General features: G+C 69.6%; 20 protein-coding genes. 11 read left to right on the top strand and 9 right to left on the bottom strand.

The window, feature by feature from the left end; translation table 11 throughout:
• The first annotated feature begins 56 nt into the window (after nt 1–56).
• Together VFR64_09765 and VFR64_09770 are read left to right on the top strand one after the other, a co-directional pair.
• Nucleotides 57–1,061, top strand: coding sequence for a nitrile hydratase subunit alpha (locus tag VFR64_09765; GenBank protein HET9490023.1), 1,005 nt, complete (start codon nt 57–59; stop codon nt 1,059–1,061).
• Complete coding sequence (locus VFR64_09770) at nt 1,058–1,330, top strand: SH3-like domain-containing protein (GenBank protein HET9490024.1); 273 nt, start codon at nt 1,058–1,060, stop codon at nt 1,328–1,330. The genes VFR64_09765 and VFR64_09770 overlap by 4 nt, the downstream gene beginning before the upstream one ends.
• Here VFR64_09770 and VFR64_09775 read toward each other — a convergent pair whose 3' ends face one another.
• From VFR64_09775 to VFR64_09790, 4 genes are read right to left on the bottom strand one after another with little or no spacing between them, the layout of a single operon-like run.
• Nucleotides 1,331–2,491, bottom strand: a complete 1,161-nt coding sequence (locus tag VFR64_09775; protein ID HET9490025.1) for an MFS transporter — start codon at nt 2,489–2,491, stop codon at nt 1,331–1,333.
• Nucleotides 2,488–3,384, bottom strand: a complete 897-nt coding sequence (locus VFR64_09780) for an exodeoxyribonuclease III (GenBank protein ID HET9490026.1) — start codon at nt 3,382–3,384, stop codon at nt 2,488–2,490. Before VFR64_09780 ends, VFR64_09775 begins: the two co-directional genes overlap by 4 nt.
• Nucleotides 3,385–3,431: 47 nt before the next feature.
• Nucleotides 3,432–4,664: a transglycosylase SLT domain-containing protein gene (locus tag VFR64_09785; protein ID HET9490027.1), complete on the bottom strand. Its 1,233-nt coding sequence runs from the start codon at nt 4,662–4,664 to the stop codon at nt 3,432–3,434.
• Nucleotides 4,665–4,724: 60 nt separating this feature from the next.
• Complete coding sequence (locus tag VFR64_09790; protein HET9490028.1) at nt 4,725–6,749, bottom strand: molybdopterin-dependent oxidoreductase; 2,025 nt, start codon at nt 6,747–6,749, stop codon at nt 4,725–4,727.
• A gap of 75 nt (nt 6,750–6,824) precedes the next feature.
• Between VFR64_09790 and VFR64_09795 the strand changes: the two genes are divergently transcribed.
• The 7 genes from VFR64_09795 (at nt 6,825) to VFR64_09825 (ending at nt 13,910) form a co-directional block, all read left to right on the top strand.
• Nucleotides 6,825–7,103 (top strand): hypothetical protein, encoded by a 279-nt coding sequence (locus VFR64_09795; GenBank protein ID HET9490029.1) that lies wholly within the window; start codon nt 6,825–6,827, stop codon nt 7,101–7,103.
• A complete protein-coding gene (locus VFR64_09800; GenBank protein HET9490030.1) occupies nt 7,093–7,716 on the top strand; it encodes a dioxygenase in 624 nt (207 codons plus the stop codon). The genes VFR64_09795 and VFR64_09800 overlap by 11 nt, the downstream gene beginning before the upstream one ends.
• A gap of 17 nt (nt 7,717–7,733) precedes the next feature.
• Nucleotides 7,734–8,630 carry an aldo/keto reductase gene (locus VFR64_09805; GenBank protein ID HET9490031.1) on the top strand — a complete coding sequence of 299 codons (897 nt, stop codon included), beginning with the start codon at nt 7,734–7,736 and terminating at the stop codon, nt 8,628–8,630.
• Nucleotides 8,631–8,749: 119 nt separating this feature from the next.
• Complete coding sequence (locus VFR64_09810; protein ID HET9490032.1) at nt 8,750–9,865, top strand: ABC transporter substrate-binding protein; 1,116 nt, start codon at nt 8,750–8,752, stop codon at nt 9,863–9,865.
• A 42-nt stretch (nt 9,866–9,907) separates the two neighbouring features.
• Nucleotides 9,908–11,671 carry an iron ABC transporter permease gene (locus VFR64_09815; GenBank protein HET9490033.1) on the top strand — a complete coding sequence of 588 codons (1,764 nt, stop codon included), beginning with the start codon at nt 9,908–9,910 and terminating at the stop codon, nt 11,669–11,671.
• 20 nt (nt 11,672–11,691) lie between these two features.
• Nucleotides 11,692–12,801, top strand: a complete 1,110-nt coding sequence (locus VFR64_09820) for an ABC transporter ATP-binding protein (protein HET9490034.1) — start codon at nt 11,692–11,694, stop codon at nt 12,799–12,801.
• Nucleotides 12,798–13,910, top strand: coding sequence for an ABC transporter ATP-binding protein (locus tag VFR64_09825; protein ID HET9490035.1), 1,113 nt, complete (start codon nt 12,798–12,800; stop codon nt 13,908–13,910). The genes VFR64_09820 and VFR64_09825 overlap by 4 nt, the downstream gene beginning before the upstream one ends.
• A 19-nt stretch (nt 13,911–13,929) precedes the next feature.
• Here VFR64_09825 and VFR64_09830 read toward each other — a convergent pair whose 3' ends face one another.
• The gene (locus tag VFR64_09830) at nt 13,930–14,352 is read right to left on the bottom strand and encodes a hypothetical protein (protein ID HET9490036.1); all 423 of its coding nucleotides are present in this window, start codon (nt 14,350–14,352) and stop codon (nt 13,930–13,932) included.
• 284 nt (nt 14,353–14,636) lie between these two features.
• Here VFR64_09830 and VFR64_09835 point away from each other — a divergent pair, with 284 nt between their 5' ends.
• Entirely contained in the window at nt 14,637–15,560 is a 924-nt protein-coding gene (locus VFR64_09835) for an OmpA family protein (GenBank protein HET9490037.1), read from the top strand.
• A gap of 45 nt (nt 15,561–15,605) precedes the next feature.
• Here VFR64_09835 and VFR64_09840 read toward each other — a convergent pair whose 3' ends face one another.
• Genes VFR64_09840 through VFR64_09855 form a run of 4 tightly spaced genes read right to left on the bottom strand, consistent with a single transcriptional unit; the run spans nt 15,606 to nt 19,193 of the window.
• Nucleotides 15,606–16,115: a glycine zipper family protein gene (locus VFR64_09840; protein ID HET9490038.1), complete on the bottom strand. Its 510-nt coding sequence runs from the start codon at nt 16,113–16,115 to the stop codon at nt 15,606–15,608.
• 2 nt (nt 16,116–16,117) lie between these two features.
• A complete protein-coding gene (locus VFR64_09845) occupies nt 16,118–16,582 on the bottom strand; it encodes a hypothetical protein (protein HET9490039.1) in 465 nt (154 codons plus the stop codon).
• On the bottom strand, nt 16,579–18,729 hold the full coding sequence (locus VFR64_09850) for a xanthine dehydrogenase family protein molybdopterin-binding subunit (GenBank protein ID HET9490040.1): 2,151 nt from the start codon (nt 18,727–18,729) through the stop codon (nt 16,579–16,581). The genes VFR64_09845 and VFR64_09850 overlap by 4 nt, the downstream gene beginning before the upstream one ends.
• Entirely contained in the window at nt 18,726–19,193 is a 468-nt protein-coding gene (locus tag VFR64_09855) for a (2Fe-2S)-binding protein (GenBank protein ID HET9490041.1), read from the bottom strand. The genes VFR64_09850 and VFR64_09855 overlap by 4 nt, the downstream gene beginning before the upstream one ends.
• 161 nt (nt 19,194–19,354) lie before the next feature.
• On the opposite strand from VFR64_09855, the gene VFR64_09860 reads away from it, so the two are divergent.
• Nucleotides 19,355–20,872, top strand: a complete 1,518-nt coding sequence (locus tag VFR64_09860; protein HET9490042.1) for an amidohydrolase family protein — start codon at nt 19,355–19,357, stop codon at nt 20,870–20,872.
• Nucleotides 20,873–20,895 lie beyond the last annotated feature (23 nt).

Genomic DNA, 20,895 nt, shown 5'->3' on the forward strand with positions numbered 1-20,895 from the left:
CGACCGCCGGGCGCCGCCTTGACGGAGGTTCACGGCTGCCCTAGAGTCGGCGCGTCATGGCTGATCACGACGACCACGCGCATCCTCACGACACCACCAGCCACATGCACGATCCGGCCGCCCACGTCCGGGCCGTCGAGGAAGACCTCGAGTACTATCGGACGAAGCGCCTGGAGCCGCGCATCTTCTTCCTCATCCGTCGCGGGTACCTGTCGCTGTACGACGTCGTCCAGGCCGGGCGAGCCCTGGAGCCCCCGGCCCTCGACGCCTCGGGCCACCTGGAATCACGCATCCGCCGGCTGGAAGATGCGCTCGACCGCTACGTGCGGGGAACGGCGCTGGTGTCCTCCGACCTCGTCCGAGCCGACGCCGTCATCGAGGACATCCGCAAGGAGCGAGGCGACTACGACGACGACTTCCGGATGACGAAGCGCTCACACGAGGGCAGCCTGGAAGAGCGCGTGGCCCGGCTCGAGCACCATCTGGCCGAGGACCTCGGCTTGCTCGAGGCCTTCACCCGCGCGCTCGTCCAGCGAACGCTGCTCGATGAGAGCGACGTGGACAAGCACGGGGAAGCCTCGAGCCCGGCGGGCCTGTGGGCGGGAGCGCGGATCGTGGCCCGGGCCTGGGTCGACCCCGAGTTCAAGGCCCGGCTCATGACCAGGGGACGGGAGGCGGTACGCGAGCTGCAGATCCCGCCGGGCCGGCTGGGCAAGCTCGGCGTGGTCGAGAACACGGCGTCGGTGCACAACGTCGTCGTGTGCACGCTCTGTTCGTGCTATCCGCACGATCTGCTGGGGGACACGCCCTGGTGGTACAAGCACGACAGCTACAAGAAGCGGATCGTCGCGGATCCCCGGGCCACCCTCCGGGACATGTTCCAGCTCGAGCTGCCGTCCCGGATGGAGATCCAGGTCCACGACAGCACCTCCGACGTGCGGTACATGGTGCTGCCGCGGCGGCCGGCCGGCACGGAAGGGATGAGCGAGGCGGAGCTGGCCCGCCTGGTGACGCGGGATAGCCTGATCGGCGCCGGCGAGTGTCTGCAGCCCGGGCGATGACGGAGTCGGCGCCGTCCCGGTTCAAGACGGGCGACGCGGTCCGCGTCCGCCTGCAGACGTTGCACGGCAACCCCCGGACGCCGTCCTATGCGCGGGGCAAGGTGGGGATCGTGGTCACCGTCCACGGCTGTATGCCGAACCCGCTGGACCATCGCGGCGTCTACCCGCCGCTGTACACGATCGTGTTTCCGATCAGCGACGTCTTTCCCGGCCGCGGGGAGGGCGCGCTGCACGCCGACATCCACGAGGATTGGCTGGAGCCGGCGTGATCAGCGCCCTCGCGCTCGCACGCTGCCGAGCCGGAAGAGCGCCCAGCCGCCGGTGAGGGCGGCCAGCCCGCCCCCGAACGACGCCGTGTAGGAGCCCGTCAGGTCGTGGACGAATCCGGCCACGGCCGGTCCCAGCCCCGCGCCGCTGCGCCAGCCCATACCGAGGATGCTCATGATCGTCGCCAGAGCGGCCAGCCCGAACACATCGGGGACGACTTTCACGAAGGTGTTGTCCGTGCCCGACGCCCCGACGCCGAAGGCCAGCAGGATGACAGGCAGGGCCCAGCCGGGTGGCTGCGCCACCAGGGCGATCAGGGCCGCCCCCTGGACGAGCACGCAGACCCGCATCGTGGGGCCGGCGCCGAGCCGGTCGGCGGCCGCCCCGGCCAGCAGCCGGCCCATAGCGGCCCCCACCCCGAACGCCGTGAGGACCAGCGAGGCCCGCTCCAGCGGCCACCCGCGATCCCGGGCGAAGGGAACGCTGTGCACAGCGACCATCATGAAGACGAGGCCCAGGAGCGCCCAGGAGCCCACGAGGTACCAGAGGCGACGATCGCCCAGGGCCTCGCTGGCGCCGGCCGCGGCGGGCCGGGGCGCGCTCGGCGCCGTGGGGTAGCGGACACACAGGCTTCCCGGGATCCCGATCCCGGCGATCAGCAGGGCGAACGCGAGGTAGGCGAAGCGCCAGCCTCCCACGCCGATCAGCAGCGCGGCGAGCGGTCCGCCCGCCAGCCAGCCCAGGTTGAAGCCGCTGAGCACGATGGCCAGCGCCAGGCCGCGCCGCTCCTGGAACCAGCGCGAGACCGTGGCTGCGGCCAGCACGTAGATCGACGACGCCCCCAGACCGACGAGCACACCGTAGGAGAGGTAGAAGTGCCACAGCCGCTCGATCGCCGCGCTCAGCGCGAAGCCTATGGCGCCGGTCGCCACGGTGAGCACGAGCACACCGCGGGGGCCGTAGCGGTCGGCGCGCCAGCCGACGGGGAAGGCCGCCAGGCCCCCCACGATCAGGCTGATCGTCAGCGCCACCGAGACGCCGCCCCGACTCCAGCCGAAGGCGTCCGACAGCTCCGGCAGGAAGACGCCGAAGGCGGTGAGCGAGGTGGAGACGGATGCGGTCACGGCGAACAGCGCCGCGACCACCGCCCACCGTGATGTCACGATCGCGGTTGTTCCCGCCCGGGCCCGCCGCGGCTGGCGATCCGCGCTTCGGCCGCCGTCCAGCCGGCGTCGAAGGGCACGCCCGGCACGTCGAGGTCGATCACGAGCGGCGCATGGTCGGAGGGCAGCGGTTTGCCCTTGCGGGCTTCGCGATCGATCTCGGCCCAGAGCGTGCGCTTGGCGACCGGCTCGCTGACGAGCAGGTGGTCGATGCGCATGCCGAAGTTCTTGTGGAAGTTCCCGGCCCGATAGTCCCACCATGAGTAGCGCCCGGGCTCGGGATGGTGCAGGCGGTACACATCGATCAGCCCCCAGTGCACGAGGCGGGCGAAGGCCGAGCGCTCGGGCTCGGAGACGTGGGTGCCCCCGTGACAGGCGCGGGGATCCCACACGTCGGCATCGGTGGGGGCCACGTTGAAATCGCCGCCCAGCACCAGCGGCTCCCGGGGGTCGCAGGCTTCGGCGAGCCAGCGGGCCAGGCGCTCGTACCAGGACAGCTTCGCCTGGTAGAAAGGCGAGCCGACACTGCGCCCGTTCGGCGCGTAGAGGCTGACCACGCGCACGCCGCCGCACACCGCCGACAGCATTCGCGCTTCGGCCAGCGGCTCGTCGTCGGCGACGTCGGGCGTGGCCGGAGGTCGCAGCGGCTCGCCGAAGTTGGTCACCACCTGGGCCACCCCCACGCGGCTGGCCACCGCCACGCCGTTCCAGCGGCCCTCGCCGTGGTGGCAGAGCTCATAGCCGACGTCCCGGAACGTCGCGGTCGGCGTGTCGCCGTCAGCCAGCTTCGTCTCCTGCATCAGGAGCACATCGGGCCTGGCCCGCTCCAGCCACCAGGTGACCTTCTCCAGGCGCGCCCGCAGGGAGTTCACGTTCCAGGTGGCGATGCGCATGGCATCCGAGGGTACCATGTGCGGTTCATCGCCGACCGCCTGGCACCCTACGAGTCGGGCCCGCCGCGACCGACCGGCTCGATGACGAGGACGTCTCCCGGGTAGATGTGGGGCCGACGGGCGGCGGGGTTGTCCGCTTTGATCGCGCTCACCGACACGCCGAAGCGCCGGGCGATCGAAGCCAGGGTATCCCCGGCCCGCACGCGGTACCGGTGGCGCCAGCTGCTGCGCTCCCGCGCCGCCCGATTGCGCTCCGCCAGGTTGGCGAGAAATCGCGCGGGGCGGCCCTCCGGGATCCGCACCTGGTACTGGCCCGGGGGCAGCGTGTCCCTCATGATCGCCGGGTTCAACGCGCGGATCTGGCGGTAATAGGAGCCGGCGGCCTCGGCCAGCTCGCGAACCGCCATACGCCGGGGGACGTGGATCTTCACGAGCTCGGCGGCGTGCGGAGAATAACGCGCCTCCGGGGGAACCTCGAAGCCATACCGGCCGGGGTGTTCCAGGATCAGCTTGGCCGCCAGCACCCGGAAGAAATAGGCCTCGGTTTCGGGGGACAGGGCCACGTGGTAGTACTCGCCGACACCCTGACGCTTCAAGGCGGCCGCGACCCGGTCACCGCCCGTGTTGTAGCCGGCGAGCGCCAGCGGCCAGTCCCCGAACTGCTGGTGCAGCTCGCGGAGATACCGGATGGCGGCGGCGGTGGATCGTTCCGGGTCCCGGCGGTCGTCCCAGCTCGCCGTGACCCGCAGGCCGAAGAGCCTGGCGGTGCTGGCGATGAACTGCCAGATCCCCGACGCTCGCGCGTGGGAGTAGGCGCGCGGACGCAAGGCGCTCTCGATCACGGCCACGTATTTGAGATCGTCCGGCAGCCCGGCCTTGCGCAGCTCCTGCTCGATGTAGGGAAAGTAGCGCGCGCTGCGCTTCAGCCACAGGATCACCTGGGCGGGGTCCCCGAGGGCCACGTAGAACTCCCGCTCGAGACGCTCGACGACGTCGGGACGGTCCAGTGGCACCTGGTGGTCGGCGAACGTGACGCTGTCGGGCACGCGGTAGGTGTGCAGCGCGGCCCGCCGGCTGGACACGATCTCCTTGAGACCGGCGACCTCGTCCCGCAGGTGTTCGATCTGTACGCCCAGCGCCTCGACCTGGGCCTCGAGCTCGGCCATGCGGTCCGTCTCGGCGCCGGTGGACTCGGCCTCGGCATCATCGTGCGGCTCGGCGGCCATCGCCGCCGGGGGAACGCCGAGAACGAGGGCCAGGATCAGCAGCAGGGCCGCCATCACTGACCTTCTATGCTAGGTGCTGGTTCCGGGCTCTCGGAAGGAAAAAGCCGGACGACCTCAGCCCGGGCTGACCTCGACCTCCGCTTCGAACGCGGCCTGCCCGGCGGCGAAGGGGAAGATCTCGACCGCGTGGTCGGGGATGAGCGCCGCCCCCGACGTCAGGCGATTCAGGCCCTCCCAGCCATCGCGCATCCACACGGTTCCGCTCGGGATCTTCGGCGTGACCCGAGCCTGGGCCTCGAACTGGCCGCGCTCGTTGTGGATGCGGATCGGCGCCCCGTCGGCGATGCCCCGGGCAGCCGCGTCAGCCGGGGCGATCCACAGCACCGGTCCGGGATCCGCGGCGGCCAGGGTGGGCAGGGCCCGCCCGTGATCGTAGAAGCCGTGGAAGTGGGTCAGCGTCCGGCCCTGCCTGAAGACCAGCCGCCCAGGTGCCGCCGGCAGATCCTCGTGGACGGGCAGGGGCGGCAGGTCGAGGCCGCGGGCCCGCTCGGAATAGAACTCGACCTTGCCCGACGGCGTGTCGAAGCGGTGGTCCGCGTACGCGACGTGCGAGATCCGCAGCGCCTGAATGCCGTCCCGGGAGGTGAGCGACTTCACCGTCGCGTGCCCGGTCGACGGGTGGGCGAGCAGCGCGTCGAGCGCGCCTTCCGCGCTGGCCCAGGGAAAGAACTCCTCTACGCCGAGCCGGCTGGCCAGCTCGCGCAGGACCCGGACGGCCGAGCGCGCCTCGCCGGCGGGCGGCAGCGCCTGCGGCATCAGGTAGAGGTGGGTGTTCGTGCTCTTGCAGCCCAGCTCCTCGAGCCAGCTCGTGCCCGGCAAGATCACGTCGGCGAAGCGGCGGGCCGTGTCGTTCATGAACAGGTCGTGGCTCACCACCAGCTCGGTCCGGGCCAGGCCCTGGGCCAACCGCTCGGCGTCGGCGAACGACGACAGCATGTTGGTGCCGAACAGGAGCAGCACGCGCACCCGGCGCTCGAGGAGCGATTCCGTGATGCGCGGCATCTGGCTGGGGATGTAGTCGCCCGGCGGCCGGCGGTCCGCGGCCGCGATGTCGGCCAGATCCTGACCCGAGGTGGACGCGCCGTGACGCGGACCCAGCCCGCCGCCGGGGATGCCCAGGTTGCCGGTGAGCCCGGGCAGACAGCCGATGGCCCGGGCCGAGCGCCAGCCGTTGGCGCCCTTGTGCATGGAGCTGCCGCCGACGAGGATCATAGCCGGTCGCGTGCGCGCGTAACGGCGGGCCAGCGCGGTGATCCGCTCGGCGGCGAGGCCGGTGATCCCGGACGCCCAGGCCGGCGAGCAGGCGCGCACGTGCTCGCGCAGCTCGGCGAACCCCACGGTGTGCTGGTCGACGAACTGCCGATCCCACAGCCCCTCGTCGATGATCACGTGCATCATGGCCAGGGCCAGGGCGGCGTCGGTCCCGGGCCGGATCAGCAGCACGTCGTCGGCCTGGGCGGCGGTCTCCGTCTCGCGGATGTCGATGCTGACGACCCGGGCGCCGCGCCGGCGGGCGGCCATCAGGTGGCGCCCGGTGTTCGGCTGGGACGCGAGGTTCGCGCCCCACAACAGCACGAGGTTCGCGTGCGCGCCCAGGTCCTCCTTCGTGTTCACGCGCACCACACCGGTGAGGCCCAGGCCGAACCCGCCCAGGCCCCAGCAGATGATGGCGGGGCTCCACCACTGGCAGCCCCACAGGTTGGCGAAGCGGCGTAGCAGCTGGGACTGCAAGCGCGTGCCGTAGTTGTTGGCGAGCAGCCCGTGACCGGACCACAGGCCCACGGACTCACGTCCGGCCTGGCGCATCGCCGTGACGATGCGCTCCAGCGCCTCGTCCCAGCTCGCGCGCCGCCAGGCGTCGTCATCGCGGCGATCCCGGATGAGTGGATGAAGCAGGCGCCGGGGGTTGTCGGCGAGCTCGCGGGTGGCCTGGCCCCGCACGCAGAGAAAGCCCTGGCTGTCGGGGTTCGCGGGGTCCCCGCTGACTCCGACCACGCGGCCGTTGTCCAGCGTGACCAGCATGCCGCACAGCGTGGGGTGGCAGTTCATCGGGCACATGGTCCGCACGGTGTGGGGCACGGCGTCAGTCTAAGCCGCCCACCGCCGCCTGTCGAGAACACCGTGGTTTACACTCTGTCCAGGAGGGCCGGAACCATGACCACCGCGCGTTCGCACGATGCCCTGACCAGGGCCGTGCAGCTCCTGGCCGAAGGCGCCTGGCAGCCGGCGCACGAGATCGTCCAGAACGAGCGAGGTGCGCTGGCGGCCTGGCTTCACGGCATCGTGCACACGCTGGAGGGCGACCTCGACAACGCACAGTACTGGTACCGACGCGCTGATCGCCGCTTCCCCGGCCCCGACGCCGTCCAGGCCGAGCTCGCGGCGGCCCGCGCGCTACTGGACCAGCCCGAGGAGATTCAAGATGAGCGATGAGGCGAGCCAGACTCGTCGGCAATTTCTGAGATCTGCGACCGTCCTGCCGGCGGCGTTCGCGGTGGGCGCGTCCGTGGACGTGCAGGCCCAGGCCCCCGGGGCTCCGCCCACGCCGGCCTGCGGCGAGGGCGACGCGCACACTCCCGCCCAGACGGCCGGGCCCTACTTCAAACCGAACTCCCCGCGGCGGACCTCGCTGGTCGAGCCGGGCACGTCGGGGACGCGGATCGTCATCGCGGGGACCGTCCGGACGACGGACTGCACACCGGTCCCGCGCGCGCTCGTGGACTTCTGGCAGGCCGACGACCGCGGGCACTACGACAACGCCGGGGATCGTCTGCGCGGGCACCAGTTCACCGATGGCGAGGGCCGGTACCGGCTCGAGACGATCGTGCCGGGCCACTATCCGGGTCGCACCCGCCACATCCACGTGAAGGTCCAGGCCCCGAGCCGGCCCGTCCTGACGACCCAGCTCTATTTTCCGGGCGACCCCGCCAATGAACGCGACGGGCTCTTCCGGCCCGAGCTCGTGCTGAACGTGCGCGAGGGTCGGACCGGCAGGGCGGCGAGCTTCGACTTCGTCCTGCCCGTGAGCAGCGCCCGGCGCGCGTGAGCTCGATGTCGTCGCCGATGGAGCGGCGGCGCCTGGGGAAGACGGACATCGAGGCCAGCATCCTCGGCTTCGGCGGCTCCGAGATCGGTTACCAGCGGGTGAGCGCACGCGCCGTGGCCCGCCTGCTGGGCAGCGCCCTGGACGCCGGCCTGAATATCGTCGACACCGCCGAGTGCTACGAGAACAGCGAGGTCCTCATCGGGCAGGCGATCGCTGGCCGCCGCCGGGAGGTGTACCTCCTCAGCAAATGCGGGCATCCCGACGGCTGGGGGCGGGAAGACTGGCGCCCGGCCTCGTTGCTGGCCAGCATCGAGCGGAGCCTCCGCCGGCTCCGCACCGAGTACCTCGACCTGATCCAGCTCCACAGTTGCTCGCGGGCCGAGCTGGAGCGCGGCGACGCCATCGCAGCGCTCGAGCGGGCCCGGGATCGAGGCTGGGCCCGGTACATCGGCTACAGCGGCGACGGCCAGGCTGCCCGCTACGCGGTGGAGTGCGGCCGCTTCGACACGCTGCAGACGTCGCTGAGCATCGCCGACCAGGAGGCCGTGGAGCTGACCCTGCCCCTGGCGCGGGCGCGCGGGATGGGCGTGATCGCCAAACGGCCGCTGGCCAACGTGGCCTGGACCTACGCGCGGAAGCCCGCCGAGCCGTACTACCAGACGTACTGGTCGCGGCTGCGCGTGCTCGACTATCCGTTCCTGCGCGGCCCGGCCGAGAGCGCCGTGGCGACCGCATTGCGGTTCACGCTCAGCGTGCCGGGCGTGCACGCGGTCATCGTCGGCACGGCCAGGCCGGAGCGGTGGGAGCAGAACGCGGCGTTGCTTCGCGGGGGTCTGCTGCCGGCGGCCGACGTGGAGCGGATCCGGACGCGCTGGGCCCAGGTCGCCGACGCCTCCTGGGTGGGGCAGGTCTGAGCGGTTTGGGCTTCCCGGCCCAAACGTTCTGTGCGAGCATTGGGACCCCCGGGCCGGTCGGCCCGTGGAGCGCTGTACCAGCGCCGATCGGCGGCTGATCGAGTGAAAGGAGAAGATCGATGCGGCATCGCGCGGATATCTTTGCGTTGTTCACCGCGGCCGCGCTGGCCGGGGTGGTGGTCGCCGCGGCAACTCCGGCCTCGGCGGCCGAGCTGACTCCCCAGGAAGAGAAGCTGGTCGCCGCGGCCAAGCAGGAGGGGGCCGTCACCTTCCTGAACCCCCTGTTCAGTGACGAGACGGGTACGCGGCTGGGCGCCGCCTTCATCAAACGCTACGGCCTGGGCAGCGACTTCAAGTTCAACAACCTGCGCAAGGGGACCGGCGCCACCGTGGCCCAGGTGCGTCAGGAGATCCAGGCCGGCCGGTTCACCGTGGACGTGCACATGGTGAGCGCGCCCGGGTTCTTCGACGAGGCCAACAAGCGCGGGGCCTTCGAGAAGCTGGACAGCGGGTACTGGAAGGACCACATCGAGCTCGTCGAGAAGGCCGGGCAGTACTCGAACTATCCCTACGTGGTCGTGCCGCTGGCCTACACGTTCCAGCCGGTGTGGAACAGCTCCTGCCCCGGGATGGCGGACATCAAGGTGACGTCCTACGCCGACACCGTCCAGCCGGCCCTGAAGGGCAAGACCATCTCGCCCGACATCACCAAGAGCTTCACCTACACGAACACGGCGATCTCGCTCATGGAGTCGGGCATCGACATGAACGCCTACTGGGACAAGCTCAAGGCGACCGATCCCATCGTGGAGTTCCGTTCCGAGCCCAAGATGCAGATGGTCATCTCCTGCGAGCGGGCGTTCGACATGTGGAACCTCTCGGGGCGCGTCTACCAGAACGTCCTCAAGAAGCCCGAGCTGGCCAAGGTCCTCCGCATCGGCCACTTCAAGGAAGGCCAGGTCATGCTCGGCAACCAGATCGCCGTCTTGAAGGGCGCGCCGCATCCCAATGCGGGGAAGCTGCTGGTCGAGTTCCTCCTGAGCAAGGAGGGGGCCGACATCTTCGTCGAGACCGAGGGCATCTACACCTTCCGCAAGGGCTACACCCCCCCGGACGCGGCCAAGCCGTACCTCCTGGATCTCAGCCAGCACAAGCTGCTCGGGCTGAAGGACTGGGTGGGCGCCCAGGCCAAGTTCAAGGCCGTGCGGGGCGAGTGGATCAAGCGGTTCAAATAGGAACGGCCGGGACCCGGCGGCGGCCGGGTCCCCTGCTCCCTCATGCGGACTGAAGCCGCCCTCGAGACCTTCGACGGCGCGCCGGTAGCGAGCCGCTGGCGCAGCCTGGCCCGGAGCCTGGTGACCCAGGAATCGGTCATCACGCTGGTGGCCAGTGTCGTCGTGGCCGCGGCCGTCCTCCTGCCTCTGGCCACGCTGATCGTGAGCAGCTTCCAGGTCCTGGACCACCTGGGGTTCGACACTCGCTGGGGGCTGGAGAACTACCGAACGCTCATCAGTGACCGGATCATCCGCAAGGCGTTCGTCAACACGCTGCTCATCAGTACTGGCTCCATGCTCCTGGCCACCGTGCTGGGGGTGTCCCTGGCCTGGATCAACGCGCGGACGAACTGCCCGGGGCGGGAGAAGCTCGAGCCGTTCAATCTGATCCCTTTCTTCCTGAGCCCCTTTGTGGGCGCCATCGCCTGGCACAACCTGGCCGCGCCGAGGACGGGGCTGCTCAACGCCTGGGCCCGCCAGCTCTTCGGTATCGAGGGACATCTCCTCAACGTCGACAACATCTACGGCGTGATCTGGGTGACGGGGATCTTCTTCACTCCGCTGGTCTACCTCTTCGTGGTCGGCTCCCTCCGCCGGATGGACCCGTCGCTCGAGGACAGCGCGCGCACGACGGGTGCCGGGCTGGTGCGCACCACCCTGACGGTGACCCTGCCCCTGGTGGCGCCCGGGATCCTCTCGGGGGCCATCATCGTCTTCGTCACGAGCGCCGGAGAGTTCGGGGTGCCCTTCAAGCTGGGCTCGCCCTACGGCTGGGAAACCCTCACCACCCAGATCTTCTCCAAGGCCGTGGGCGACGACGCCAACCACTATCTGGGCGCCACCATGAGCATGGCCCTGGGGGTCATCACGGCCTTCTTCGTCTGGATCCAGCAGCGCGTCATCGCGCCCCGCTCGTTCACCACGGTGACGGGCAAGGGCTTCCGGCCCAACTTCATCGACCTGGGCCGCTGGAAGTGGGTGGCCCTGGGCTTCAACCTGGCTTTCATCCTCGTCGCCGTGCTGCTGCCCCTCTTCTGCCTGCTGGTGGTGAGCCTGCACCCGGTGTGGGAGGGCGAAATCATCGCGCGCGACCTGACCGTCTGGAACTACCAGAAGGTCCTCTTCTTCTGGCGGCCCGACGCCATCCGGTCGGCGACCAACGGGATCCTCAACAGCTTCATCCTGGCCTTTGCCGGCGCCACGATCGCCATGGTGCTCTCGCTCGTGGTGAGCTACATGATCCACCGGACCCGGGGCTTCGGGGCCAGGCTGCTCGACTTTCTCTGCGTCGTTCCCATCGGCTTCCCGGGCATCGTGCTGGCCATGGGGGTGCTGGTGACGTACATCCAGACGCCGATCTACGCCACCCTGTGGATTTTGCTCCTGGGCTACATCACCCGCTTCTTCCCCTACGGCCAGCGCAACGTCTCGTCCGTCATGCTGGCCATCTCGGAGGAGCTGGACCAGAGCTCGCGGATGTCGGGGGCCTCGTGGCTGACGACGCTGCGGCGGGTGACGATCCCCCTGCTCAAGCCCGGAATCTTCGCGGGCTGGGTGCTGCTCTTCATCATCTTCCTGCGCGAGCTGTCGATCTCGATCATCCTGTACACCGCGGGAACGGAGACCCTGTCGGTCGGGGTCTACTACCTGGCCAATTTCGAGAACGAGCCGCTGACGTCGGCGCTCTCCATTGCCCAGACCGCGGTGCTTCTGCTCTGCATCGTCGTCTTCCGGCGCGTGGCGGGGCGGGAGGCGCTGACCGCCTGAACGGGACGGCCGCCCCCCACGTGGAGGCCCCACGCGCCGAGGCCCGGTATCTCGAGGTAGAGGGCCTCGTCAAGTCGTTCGGCAGCGATCGGGCGGTGGACGGCGTGTCGTTCTCGATTCCCCGGGGGAGGTTCCTCACCTTGCTGGGGCCCTCGGGCTGCGGCAAGACCACCACCCTCATGAGCATCGCCGGGCTTCATCGTCTGGACGCCGGCGAGATCCGGGTGGGCGGGGTTCCCTACACCTCGGTGGCCGGGCGCGTGTTCGTGGCGCCCGAGAAGCGCGACATCGGCATGGTGTTCCAGAGCTACGCCATCTGGCCCCACATGACGGTGGCCCAGAACGTGGCCTACCCCCTGGAGATCCGCAAAGTGGACCGGGCCGAGATCGAGGACCGGGTGGCCGAGGTCCTGCGTCTGGTGGGGCTCGGGGCCATGGCCGGAAAGCTCGCCACCCAGCTCTCGGGAGGCCAGCAGCAACGCGCGGCGCTGGCCCGGGCGATCGTCTTTCATCCCAAGCTCCTGCTGTTCGACGAGCCGCTGAGCAACCTGGACCTCAAATTGCGTGAGCAGATGCGGGTCGAGCTGAAGCGGATCCAGCGCGAGGTGGGCATCACGTCGGTCTACGTGACCCACGACCAGGCCGAGGCCCTGGTGATGAGCGACGAGATCATCGTCATGAGCAAGGGCCGGATTCAGCAGAAGGGCGGTCCCCACGACATCTACGCCCGCCCCACCAACCGGTACGTCAGCAACTTCATCGGGGCGGCCAATCTCCTGCCCGGCCGGATCGTGCGCGTCACCGGGCCAGGACGGGGCGAGATCGAGGTCGGGCAGGGCGCCGAGCGCGTGCAGCTGCCCTGCCGGTTGGGCGAGGGCCTCGCCGAGGGCGACGCCGCCGTGCTCTCGGTGCGGCCCGAGAACGTGGAGGCCTCGCGCGACAACGGGGGGCAGCCCCGGCTGGAAGGCGAGGTGCTGCAAACCATCTTCCTGGGTAACTGCCTCGATTGCCGCGTGCGCTGGGGCGAGTTCGAGTGGAAGGTGCTGGCCCACCCGCGGGACCGCCTGCAGCCCGGCGAGCGCGTCTCTCTCCGCCTGGACCCCGAGCACTCGCTGGCGGTCCGGCCATGACGCGGCCCCCGGAAGCTTTCGTCGACGTGGACCATCTCACCAAGCGCTTCGGCTCCGAGGTGGCCGTGCATGACGTGAGCCTCGCGGTGGGCCGGGGCGAGTTCGTGACCTTGCTCGGCCCGTCCGGCTGTGGGAAGACGACGACGCTGCGGTGCATCGCAGGTCTGGAGCGTCCCGATGCCGGCGAGGTCCGCATCGACGGCGTGGTCGTGGCCTCGGGCGAGCGAGGGATCTTCCTCAATCCCGAGGACCGCAATATCGGCATGGTGTTCCAGAGCTACGCCGTCTGGCCTCACATGACCGTCTTCGACAACGTGGCCTACGGCCTCCGCATCCGGCGCGCCGGGCGGGCCGAGATCAAGTCGCGGACTACGAAGGCGCTGGAACTGGTGGGCCTGGCTCACCTGGCCGACCGTTACGCCATGAAGCTCTCCGGAGGCCAGCGCCAGCGCGTGGCGCTGGCCCGGGCCATCGTCTACAACCCCAAGGTCGTCCTGTTCGACGAGCCCCTCAGCAACCTGGACGCCAAGCTCCGCGAGCAGATGCGGGTCGAGCTGGTCCGTCTCCAGCACGACGTCGGCATCACGTCCGTCTACGTGACCCACGATCAGACCGAAGCCCTCGTCATGAGCGACCGGGTCATCGTGATGGACCGGGGAGTCATCCAGCAGGTGGGAGACCCCCAGACCATCTATGCGCGGCCGGCCAATGCCTTCGTGGCGAACTTCATCGGGGTGGCCAACCTCCTGGAAGGAACCCTGCTCGGCCGCCACGGCGAGCTCTGCGAGCTGGAAATCCCCCTGGGTGAGGGGCGGCTACCGCTCCGGCTCCGGGCCGCTGGAGGCGAGGGGGCGGCGCGCGGCCAGCGCATCATCCTGAGCCTGCGCCCCGAGGACATCTCGCTCCACCTGGCCCGCCCGGACGCATGCCCGAACGTGATCGAGGGCCAGGTCATCGACACCGTCTACCTGGGGAACTTTCTCGACTGCCAGGTCCGGGTGGGAACCCACGAGGTCGGGGTGCAGATCGCTCACTACGAGCAGCTCGTCCCCGATCAGAAGGTGTTTCTGACGTTCCAGCCTGACCACGGGCTCTGTCTGACCGAGTAGGTGACGGCGGCCGGCGCGCTCAGCGCGCGCCGTCCAGCGCCACTTCGGTGACCCGGAACAGGCCGGCCTCTTCCTTCAGCATTACCGTGGCCGGCCCCCGCATCTCCTTGTCGCCGACGCGTACGGCCAGCTCACTCACCGTGACGCCCTTCACCTCGGCGCCGTTGCGGATGGTGGCGAGGCCGCGGAACGGGAACTGGAGCATCACCTCCGCCTTGCGTGAGGCTGGCTCCAGGGTAAAGACCTGCTCGCCCAGCTTCACGGGCACGGCGTCGGCCGCGACGCCGCTCAGCTCCTCCCACTGTCCGTGTCCCCAGGCCAGCAGGAACGCCTGGGCGGCCGCGATGTGGGCCGGCGGCCCCGTCGATTCGTCGGCCCGCCCGGCGACCGGTGTCAGGCTCATCGCGGCGAACGCCAGCACGATTCCCCAGCGAACGTTCATGGCAGCACCCCCCTGGGACCAGGCACCGCAAGCGCGATACCAGAGGCCGGCGGCCGGCCAAGTCGCCGACTTTCCGCCGCTTCTCGGCGAACGGCGGCCCGTCCGTGCCAGGTTGACGTGACAACTCTGCGTGGTGTCAGCGGCGTGACTGCTGCGTGACTGCCGCGTGACTGCTGCGAACAAATGTCGGTTCCCGGCGGCACGCCTCGTAGACTTCTTGAAGAGACTTGGCCTAACCACGTGCGTTCGGGGATTCAGCAATGGCTACGGAGGAGGTGCCAACGATGTTGAGAGTGTTTGCGGTGGGGGTGGTGGCGATCGGGCTGCTCGCCGGGTGCGTCTCGCAATCGAAGTATCAGACGCTGGAGACGCAAGCCGCGGCGGAAAAGATGAGTCTGGAACAGGAGATCGCGTCGCTCCGGTCCCAGCAGCAGGAGCTGGAAGGACAGAAGAAGTCGCTGGAGCGACAGCTGTCCTCCCTGCGCGACGAGCTGGGTCGGCGCGAGAGCGAGCTGTCGTCCGTCAATCAACAGCTCGCCTCGCTCAGTCATGAGAGCACGGCCCAGCGGAGTGAGCTCGAGGCGCAGCGGCAGTCGCTGCAGAATCAGATCGCCTCGCTGAACGACCGGCTGTCGAGCACCGAGCAGCGCGCCAGCGAGCTGGCGGCGCAGAAGGAAGATCTGGCCAATCAGAAGGCGCAGCTGGCCGCGCAGAAAGACGAAGAGATCCGCCGGTTGCGCGGGACGTACGACACCCTGGTGAAGGATCTGGAGAGCGAGATCGCCAAGGGTGAGATCAAGGTCAAGCAGATCCGGGACCGGCTCTCGGTCCAGCTGGTGGAGAAGATCCTGTTCGACTCCGGCAAAACCGACATCAAGCCCCAGGGCAAAGCCGTGCTGGACAAGGTCGGCACCGTCCTGCGCACCGTCACCGACAAGCAGATCCGCATCGAGGGCTACACGGACTCCGTGCCCATCAGCGCCGCGCTCAGGAGCAAGTACCCCACGAACTGGGAGTTGTCGACGCGGCGGGCGACGACGGTCCTGCGCTACCTGCAGGACAACACCGGCGTCGACGGGAAGTACCTCTCCGCCGTCGGCTATGGCGAGCACCGGCCCGTGGCCGCCAACGACACGGAGCAGGGACGGGCTGAGAATCGCCGAATCGAGATCGTGTTGACGCCGCTCGACGCCGGCGAGATGCAGTAGGTCCCGAGCCGGAGGGGGGCCGCGATGCCCCCCTCCGGCCCTCCCTCAGCGGGGGGGCGGTGGCGGCGGAGGTGGTTGAGCGCCGGGCGGCGGCGGACGACGAGAAGACTTCGCGGAGCGCATCACTCCCGGGATCTGGTTGCCCTTGGCGTACATGCACTGTTGATAGGCGATGTCGTACCGCCGCTGCGCTTCGCCCGCGTATCCGTAGCCCGCGCTGGCCCCCGCGGCCGTTCCTGTGAGCAGCCCCGTGCCGGCACCGATCGCGGCGCCGGTGCCCGGACTTCCTGCGGCCGCGCCGATCACGGCTCCGGCCGCGGTGCCGATGGCGGTGCCGATGGCCGCGCCGGCCACCGTGCTCTCGGTCGCGGCTTGACCTGGTTGCCGACCGGCCGCACTGAAGGCCCACTGGCGGCACGCCGCATCGTCGGCCTGGAACACCTCGAACGGCTTGCCGTTGCCCGGAAGCACCAGCACGCTGGGGCCCGTCGGCAGCGTCGCGCAGGCGCTGAGAGAAACTGCAGCGGCCAGTGAGAGCAGCACCGGCTGGCGCATGCCTACTCCGGCCTGGCTCCTTCGGCCGGGGGCACGACCTTCATCCAGCCGCCCGGGCACTGTTGCACGTACGGGTAGTACGCCTGAGCGCCCTCGCAGTAATACCAGTAATACGGCTCCGCCGGGGCTTCCTGCTGGATGTAGACCGGTGGAGACTGCTGGATCACCACCGGCGCCGCGTAGGCCGGGTAGGGATAGTAGTAGCCGGGCCAGCCCCACCACCAGGCCGGTCCCAATCCGACACCGAAGCCCAGGAAGACCTTGCTGTGGACGTGCCGGTGCGTGTGGCCTCTGAAGCCGCCGTCGACCCTGCTCCTGAAGGCGAAACCCTTCTGGGCGTCGGCGGGCAGCGGCGCAAAGAGCAGGAGCGTAGCCGTGGCCAGGACGAGACACATGAGCTTCTTCACGTCGGCGACCTCCCAGTTCAATAGACGGCGCCGGCCGGGCAGGTATTTACCCGGCCTCATGCGCGTCTGAGCTGCTCTTTGTCGATCGGCAGGCGGCGGATCCGCTTTCGGGTGGCGGCGAAGATGGCGTTGCACACGGCCGGCGCCACGGTGGGCACGCCGGGCTCTCCCAACCCCCCCGGGGCCTCGCCGGAGTCCAGGATGTGCACCTCCACCTTCGGCATCTCGTCGATCCTCAGCAGAGGGTACGCGTGGAAGTTCGTCTGCTGCACGCGGCCCTTGTCGAACGTGATCTGCCCGTACAGCGCGGCCGTCAGCGCGTAGACCGCGCCGCCTTCCATCTGGGCCCGGACCTGCTCGGGGTTGACGGCCAGCCCCGCATCGATGCCGCACACGACGCGGTGCACGCGGACCGTTCCATCGGCGGCCACCGACACTTCCGCGACGCTCGCCGCGTAGCTGCCGTACGAGAACACGACCGCGATGCCGCGTCCCTGCCCGGCCGGCAGCGGGCCGCCCCAGTTCGCCCGGGCCGCCACCAGCTCGAGGATCGCCTTGTGCCGCGGCGATCTGCCCAGGAGCGCGCGCCGGTACTCGAAGGGATCGCGGCCCGCCAGGTGGGCCAGCTCGTCGATGAAGCTCTCCACGATGAACCCGTTCTGCGAGGAACCGACCGAGCGCCAGAAGCCGACGGGAATACCGAAGTCTTTGTGGATCCATTCGATCCGGAGATTGGGAACCTCGTACGGCAGATCCCGCATGGCGGCCAGCGCGGTGGGGTCGACCGTGCCGGCCTTGCCGCGGCCCTTCTGGATGAGGATGCCCGGCCCGACGATGCGCGTGAGCCAGGCCGACGGCGTGCCGTTGGCGTCCAGGGCGGCGCGGAAGACGTTGTAGGTGGCGGGCCGATAGAAGCCGTTCGTGAGGTCGTCCTCGCGCGTCCACATCACCTTGACCGGCGTCTTGACCGCCCTGGCCACCTCGACGGCGTCGACGACGAAATCGACCTCGCCGCGACGGCCGAAGCCGCCGCCCAGGAGCGTGGTGTGCACGGTGACCTTGTCTGGCGGTAGCCCGGTGAGGCGCGCGGCCGTGGCCTGGGTGGCGCCCGGGTTCTGCGTGGGCACCCAGACCACACAGCTCTCGGCGGTGACCTGGGCCGTGGCGTTCATGGGCTCCATGCACGCGTGCTCGAGATAGGGCACCTGGTAGACCGCCTCATGCACGCGGCCGCCCGCGCCCAGCACGGCCGGGGCGTCGCCGTCGTTGCGGGCCACCTGGCCCGGCTGCTTGCTCAGACGCTCGTACTCGGCGTCGATCAGGGGTGTGGATACCTGCGCCAGCGGCCCTTCGTCCCATTCGACTTTCAGCGCCCGGCGCCCCTGGAGCGCCGGCCAGAAGCCGTCGGCCACCACGGCCACGCCGCTGCTGACCTGGACGACGTGCTTGACCCCTCTCACGGCGCGCGCCGCTGTGGCGTCGAAGCTCTTGACCTTGCCACCCCGGACGGGACAGCGCTCGATCGACGCCACGAGCATCCCCGGGAGCTGTACGTCCATGCCGTACTTCGCGCGCCCCGTGATCTTGTCGGGCGTGTCGCGCCGCCGGACCGTCTTGCCGATGTAGCGGAACTGGTCGGGCGTCTTGAGCCTGGGGTTCTGGGGCACGGGGAGCTGCTGGGCCTTGTCCACGAGCTGCCCGTAACGGAGCCGGCGCCCGGACGGCCGGTGGATGACGGTGTCGGGCTCGGTCTCCACGCCCTCCACGGGGACGCCCCACTCGTTGGCCGCGGCCTGCTTGAGCATCTCGCGGGCGGCCGCCGCGGCCTTGCGCCACATCGCGATGTGGTCCCGCACGCCTCGGCTGCCCCCGTAGGACTGGGTGCCGGTGACGGGGTTCTTGTAGAGGGGGACGTTGGCCGGCGCTTGCTCGACCTTGACGTTGCCGAGCTCGGTGTCCAGCTCGTCGGCGATGATCATCGGCGTGGTGGTCAGCGAGCCCTGACCCATCTCGGGCACGGAGTTGACGATGGTGACCATGCCGTCACGGTCGATGCGCAACCACTGGTTGGGGGCGAACACGCCGGACGACTGCGCCAGCCCCCGGGGGACTCGCCCGCCCAGCGGAACGCCGATCGTCAGCCCCGCGCCGACGGCGAGGCCGCCCTTGAGGAGTGTGCGCCGCGTCAGCGCCGCCGAGGTCTTCACGACCGGCCCCCTCTCTGCAGCGCCGCCGCCCGGTGGATGGCGGCGCGGATCCTCTGGTACGTGCCGCAGCGGCAGAGGTTGCCGGCCATGGCCGCGTCGATGTCGGCATCGGTGGGGGAGGGCTTGGACGCCAGGAGCGCCGCCGCCGACATGAGCTGTCCCGACTGGCAGAAGCCGCACTGGGGCACGTCGACCTCGATCCAGGCCTGCTGCACGGGGTGCAGGCCCGTGGCCGAGAGCCCCTCGATGGTGGTCACCCGGCGATCGACGGCGGCCGACACCGGGGTGACGCAGGCGCGGACGGGCGCGCCGTCCACGTGGACCGTACAGGCCCCACAGAGCGCCATGCCGCAGGCGTACTTGGTGCCGGTGAGACCGAGCGTGTCGCGGATGACCCACAACAGCGGTGTGTCCGGTGAGACGTCCACCTGCTGCTTCCGCCCGTTGATGGTCAACGAGATCATGACGACCTCCCGAAGCCGGTTCCGGTGGGCCTCAGATCACACCCGGCGCGCTCCGCTGTCAACCGCTTCCTCGTGCTAGACTCCCGCCACCGCGGGGGGCCGGGGAGGGCCTCCCGCACGCGGAAATCCGAACCGCCCCGGCACCAACGAAGAGAGGGGACATGAACCTGCTCGATCCCGAGGAGCTCAAGCAGCTACGACCAGCCGAGACCCATTCGTATGCGGGACCGATCCCGACGCAGAGCGTGTCCAGCGACGAGTTCATGCCGCGGCCCCAGTCCCCGGCCCAGCGCGAGGTCGAAGCTCGCGTGAAGGCGCTGGGCGATGGGCTGGCCGCCAAGCAAGGCATCACCCGCCGCCGCTTCTTCCAGACTGCGTCGGGCATGGCCGCGGCCTTCCTGGCCATGAACGAGGTCTACGGCGTCCTGTACGACGTGAGCCGGGCCGAGGCCCAGACGCCGGAGATGGCCGAGGAGCGGGCCCAGGCCCTGTCCAAGCAGTTCGTCATGGACTGCCACACGCACTTCCTCCGCGACGACACCCGCATCATGGTCTTCGTCGGCCTGCGCGAAACCGTAGGCAAGGCCGGCTGGAACCCCGCGCTCGCCGGCAACCCGCAGACGATCGAAGACCTCAAGTTCGCCAACTACTTCAAGGAGATCTTCCTTGACAGCGACACGAAGGTCGGGCTGATCTCGGGCTCGCCGTCGGACATCCCCCAGGACTGGTTCCTCACCAACGAGATGAAGGCCGCGGCCCGCGCCAAGGTCAACAAGGAAGCCGGCTCGCGACGGATGCTGAGCCACGCCATCTTCACTCCGGGCCAGCCCGGCTGGCTGGAGTCGATCGATCGGGTGATCGCCGAGCTCAAGCCCGACTCGTTCAAGGGGTATACCGTCGGTGACAACGTCCACAAGGCGAGCAGTCGCTACCCCTGGCGCATGGACGACGAGAAGGTCACGTACAGGGCCTACGAGAAGTTCCAGAAAGCGGGTCTCGTCAACGTCTGTGTTCACAAGGGCCTGCTCCCGCCGGCGCTGCAGAAGAAGTTTCCGAACCTGGTCGCCTACTCCGACGTGCGCGACGTGGGCAAGGCGGCCAAGGACTGGCCGAAGCTCAACTTCATCATCTACCACTCCGCCTACGCCTACACCGGGGGCCCGGCGAGGATCGAGGATGCCTGGGCGCAGTTCGAGAAGACGGGCCGGATCGACTGGGTGACGGACCTGGCGGAGATCCCCGCCAAGTACGGGGTGACCAACGTGTACGGCGATCTCGGGCAGCTCTTCGCGCTCAGCACGATGGCCGATCCCCGGGTGTGCGCGGCGATGCTGGGCCAGCTCATCAAGGGGCTGGGCGCCGACCACGTGGTGTGGGGCACCGACGCGGTGTGGACCGGCTCGCCCCAGTGGCAGATCGAGGCCCTGCGGCGGCTGGAGATCCCGGAGGACATGCAGAAGAAGTACGGCTTCAAGCCGCTGGGGCCGGCCGACGGACCGATCAAGAACGCCATCCTCGGCGAGAACAACGCCCGCCTGTACAGCTACGACAGACGCGCCGTCGCTGCCCTGGCGACCGATCGCGTGGCGGTCGCCAAGGCGCGCTACGAGGAGCTCGGCCCGTCCCGCAGCAACCTCCGCTACGGCTACGTCCTCAAGCCCAGCGGCCTGATGGCCTGATCCACGTGGGAGCGGGCGGGTTC

This window comes from Candidatus Methylomirabilota bacterium, from assembly GCA_035709005.1.
In the GTDB taxonomy this organism is placed as follows: Bacteria; Methylomirabilota; Methylomirabilia; order Rokubacteriales; family CSP1-6; genus 40CM-4-69-5.

Coding starts and splice junctions, on each gene's coding strand:
- VFR64_09830 (HET9490036.1), bottom strand. CDS start 14,352: ATGAACGTTCGCTGGGGAATCGTGCTGGCGTTCGCCGCGATGAGCCTG.
- VFR64_09780 (HET9490026.1), bottom strand. CDS start 3,384: ATGCGCATCGCCACCTGGAACGTGAACTCCCTGCGGGCGCGCCTGGAG.
- VFR64_09810 (HET9490032.1), top strand. CDS start 8,750: ATGCGGCATCGCGCGGATATCTTTGCGTTGTTCACCGCGGCCGCGCTG.
- VFR64_09835 (HET9490037.1), top strand. CDS start 14,637: ATGTTGAGAGTGTTTGCGGTGGGGGTGGTGGCGATCGGGCTGCTCGCC.
- VFR64_09840 (HET9490038.1), bottom strand. CDS start 16,115: ATGCGCCAGCCGGTGCTGCTCTCACTGGCCGCTGCAGTTTCTCTCAGC.
- VFR64_09805 (HET9490031.1), top strand. CDS start 7,734: ATGGAGCGGCGGCGCCTGGGGAAGACGGACATCGAGGCCAGCATCCTC.
- VFR64_09825 (HET9490035.1), top strand. CDS start 12,798: ATGACGCGGCCCCCGGAAGCTTTCGTCGACGTGGACCATCTCACCAAG.
- VFR64_09800 (HET9490030.1), top strand. CDS start 7,093: ATGAGCGATGAGGCGAGCCAGACTCGTCGGCAATTTCTGAGATCTGCG.
- VFR64_09765 (HET9490023.1), top strand. CDS start 57: ATGGCTGATCACGACGACCACGCGCATCCTCACGACACCACCAGCCAC.
- VFR64_09845 (HET9490039.1), bottom strand. CDS start 16,582: ATGAGGCCGGGTAAATACCTGCCCGGCCGGCGCCGTCTATTGAACTGG.
- VFR64_09860 (HET9490042.1), top strand. CDS start 19,355: ATGAACCTGCTCGATCCCGAGGAGCTCAAGCAGCTACGACCAGCCGAG.
- VFR64_09855 (HET9490041.1), bottom strand. CDS start 19,193: ATGATCTCGTTGACCATCAACGGGCGGAAGCAGCAGGTGGACGTCTCA.
- VFR64_09785 (HET9490027.1), bottom strand. CDS start 4,664: ATGGCGGCCCTGCTGCTGATCCTGGCCCTCGTTCTCGGCGTTCCCCCG.
- VFR64_09815 (HET9490033.1), top strand. CDS start 9,908: ATGCGGACTGAAGCCGCCCTCGAGACCTTCGACGGCGCGCCGGTAGCG.
- VFR64_09795 (HET9490029.1), top strand. CDS start 6,825: ATGACCACCGCGCGTTCGCACGATGCCCTGACCAGGGCCGTGCAGCTC.
- VFR64_09770 (HET9490024.1), top strand. CDS start 1,058: ATGACGGAGTCGGCGCCGTCCCGGTTCAAGACGGGCGACGCGGTCCGC.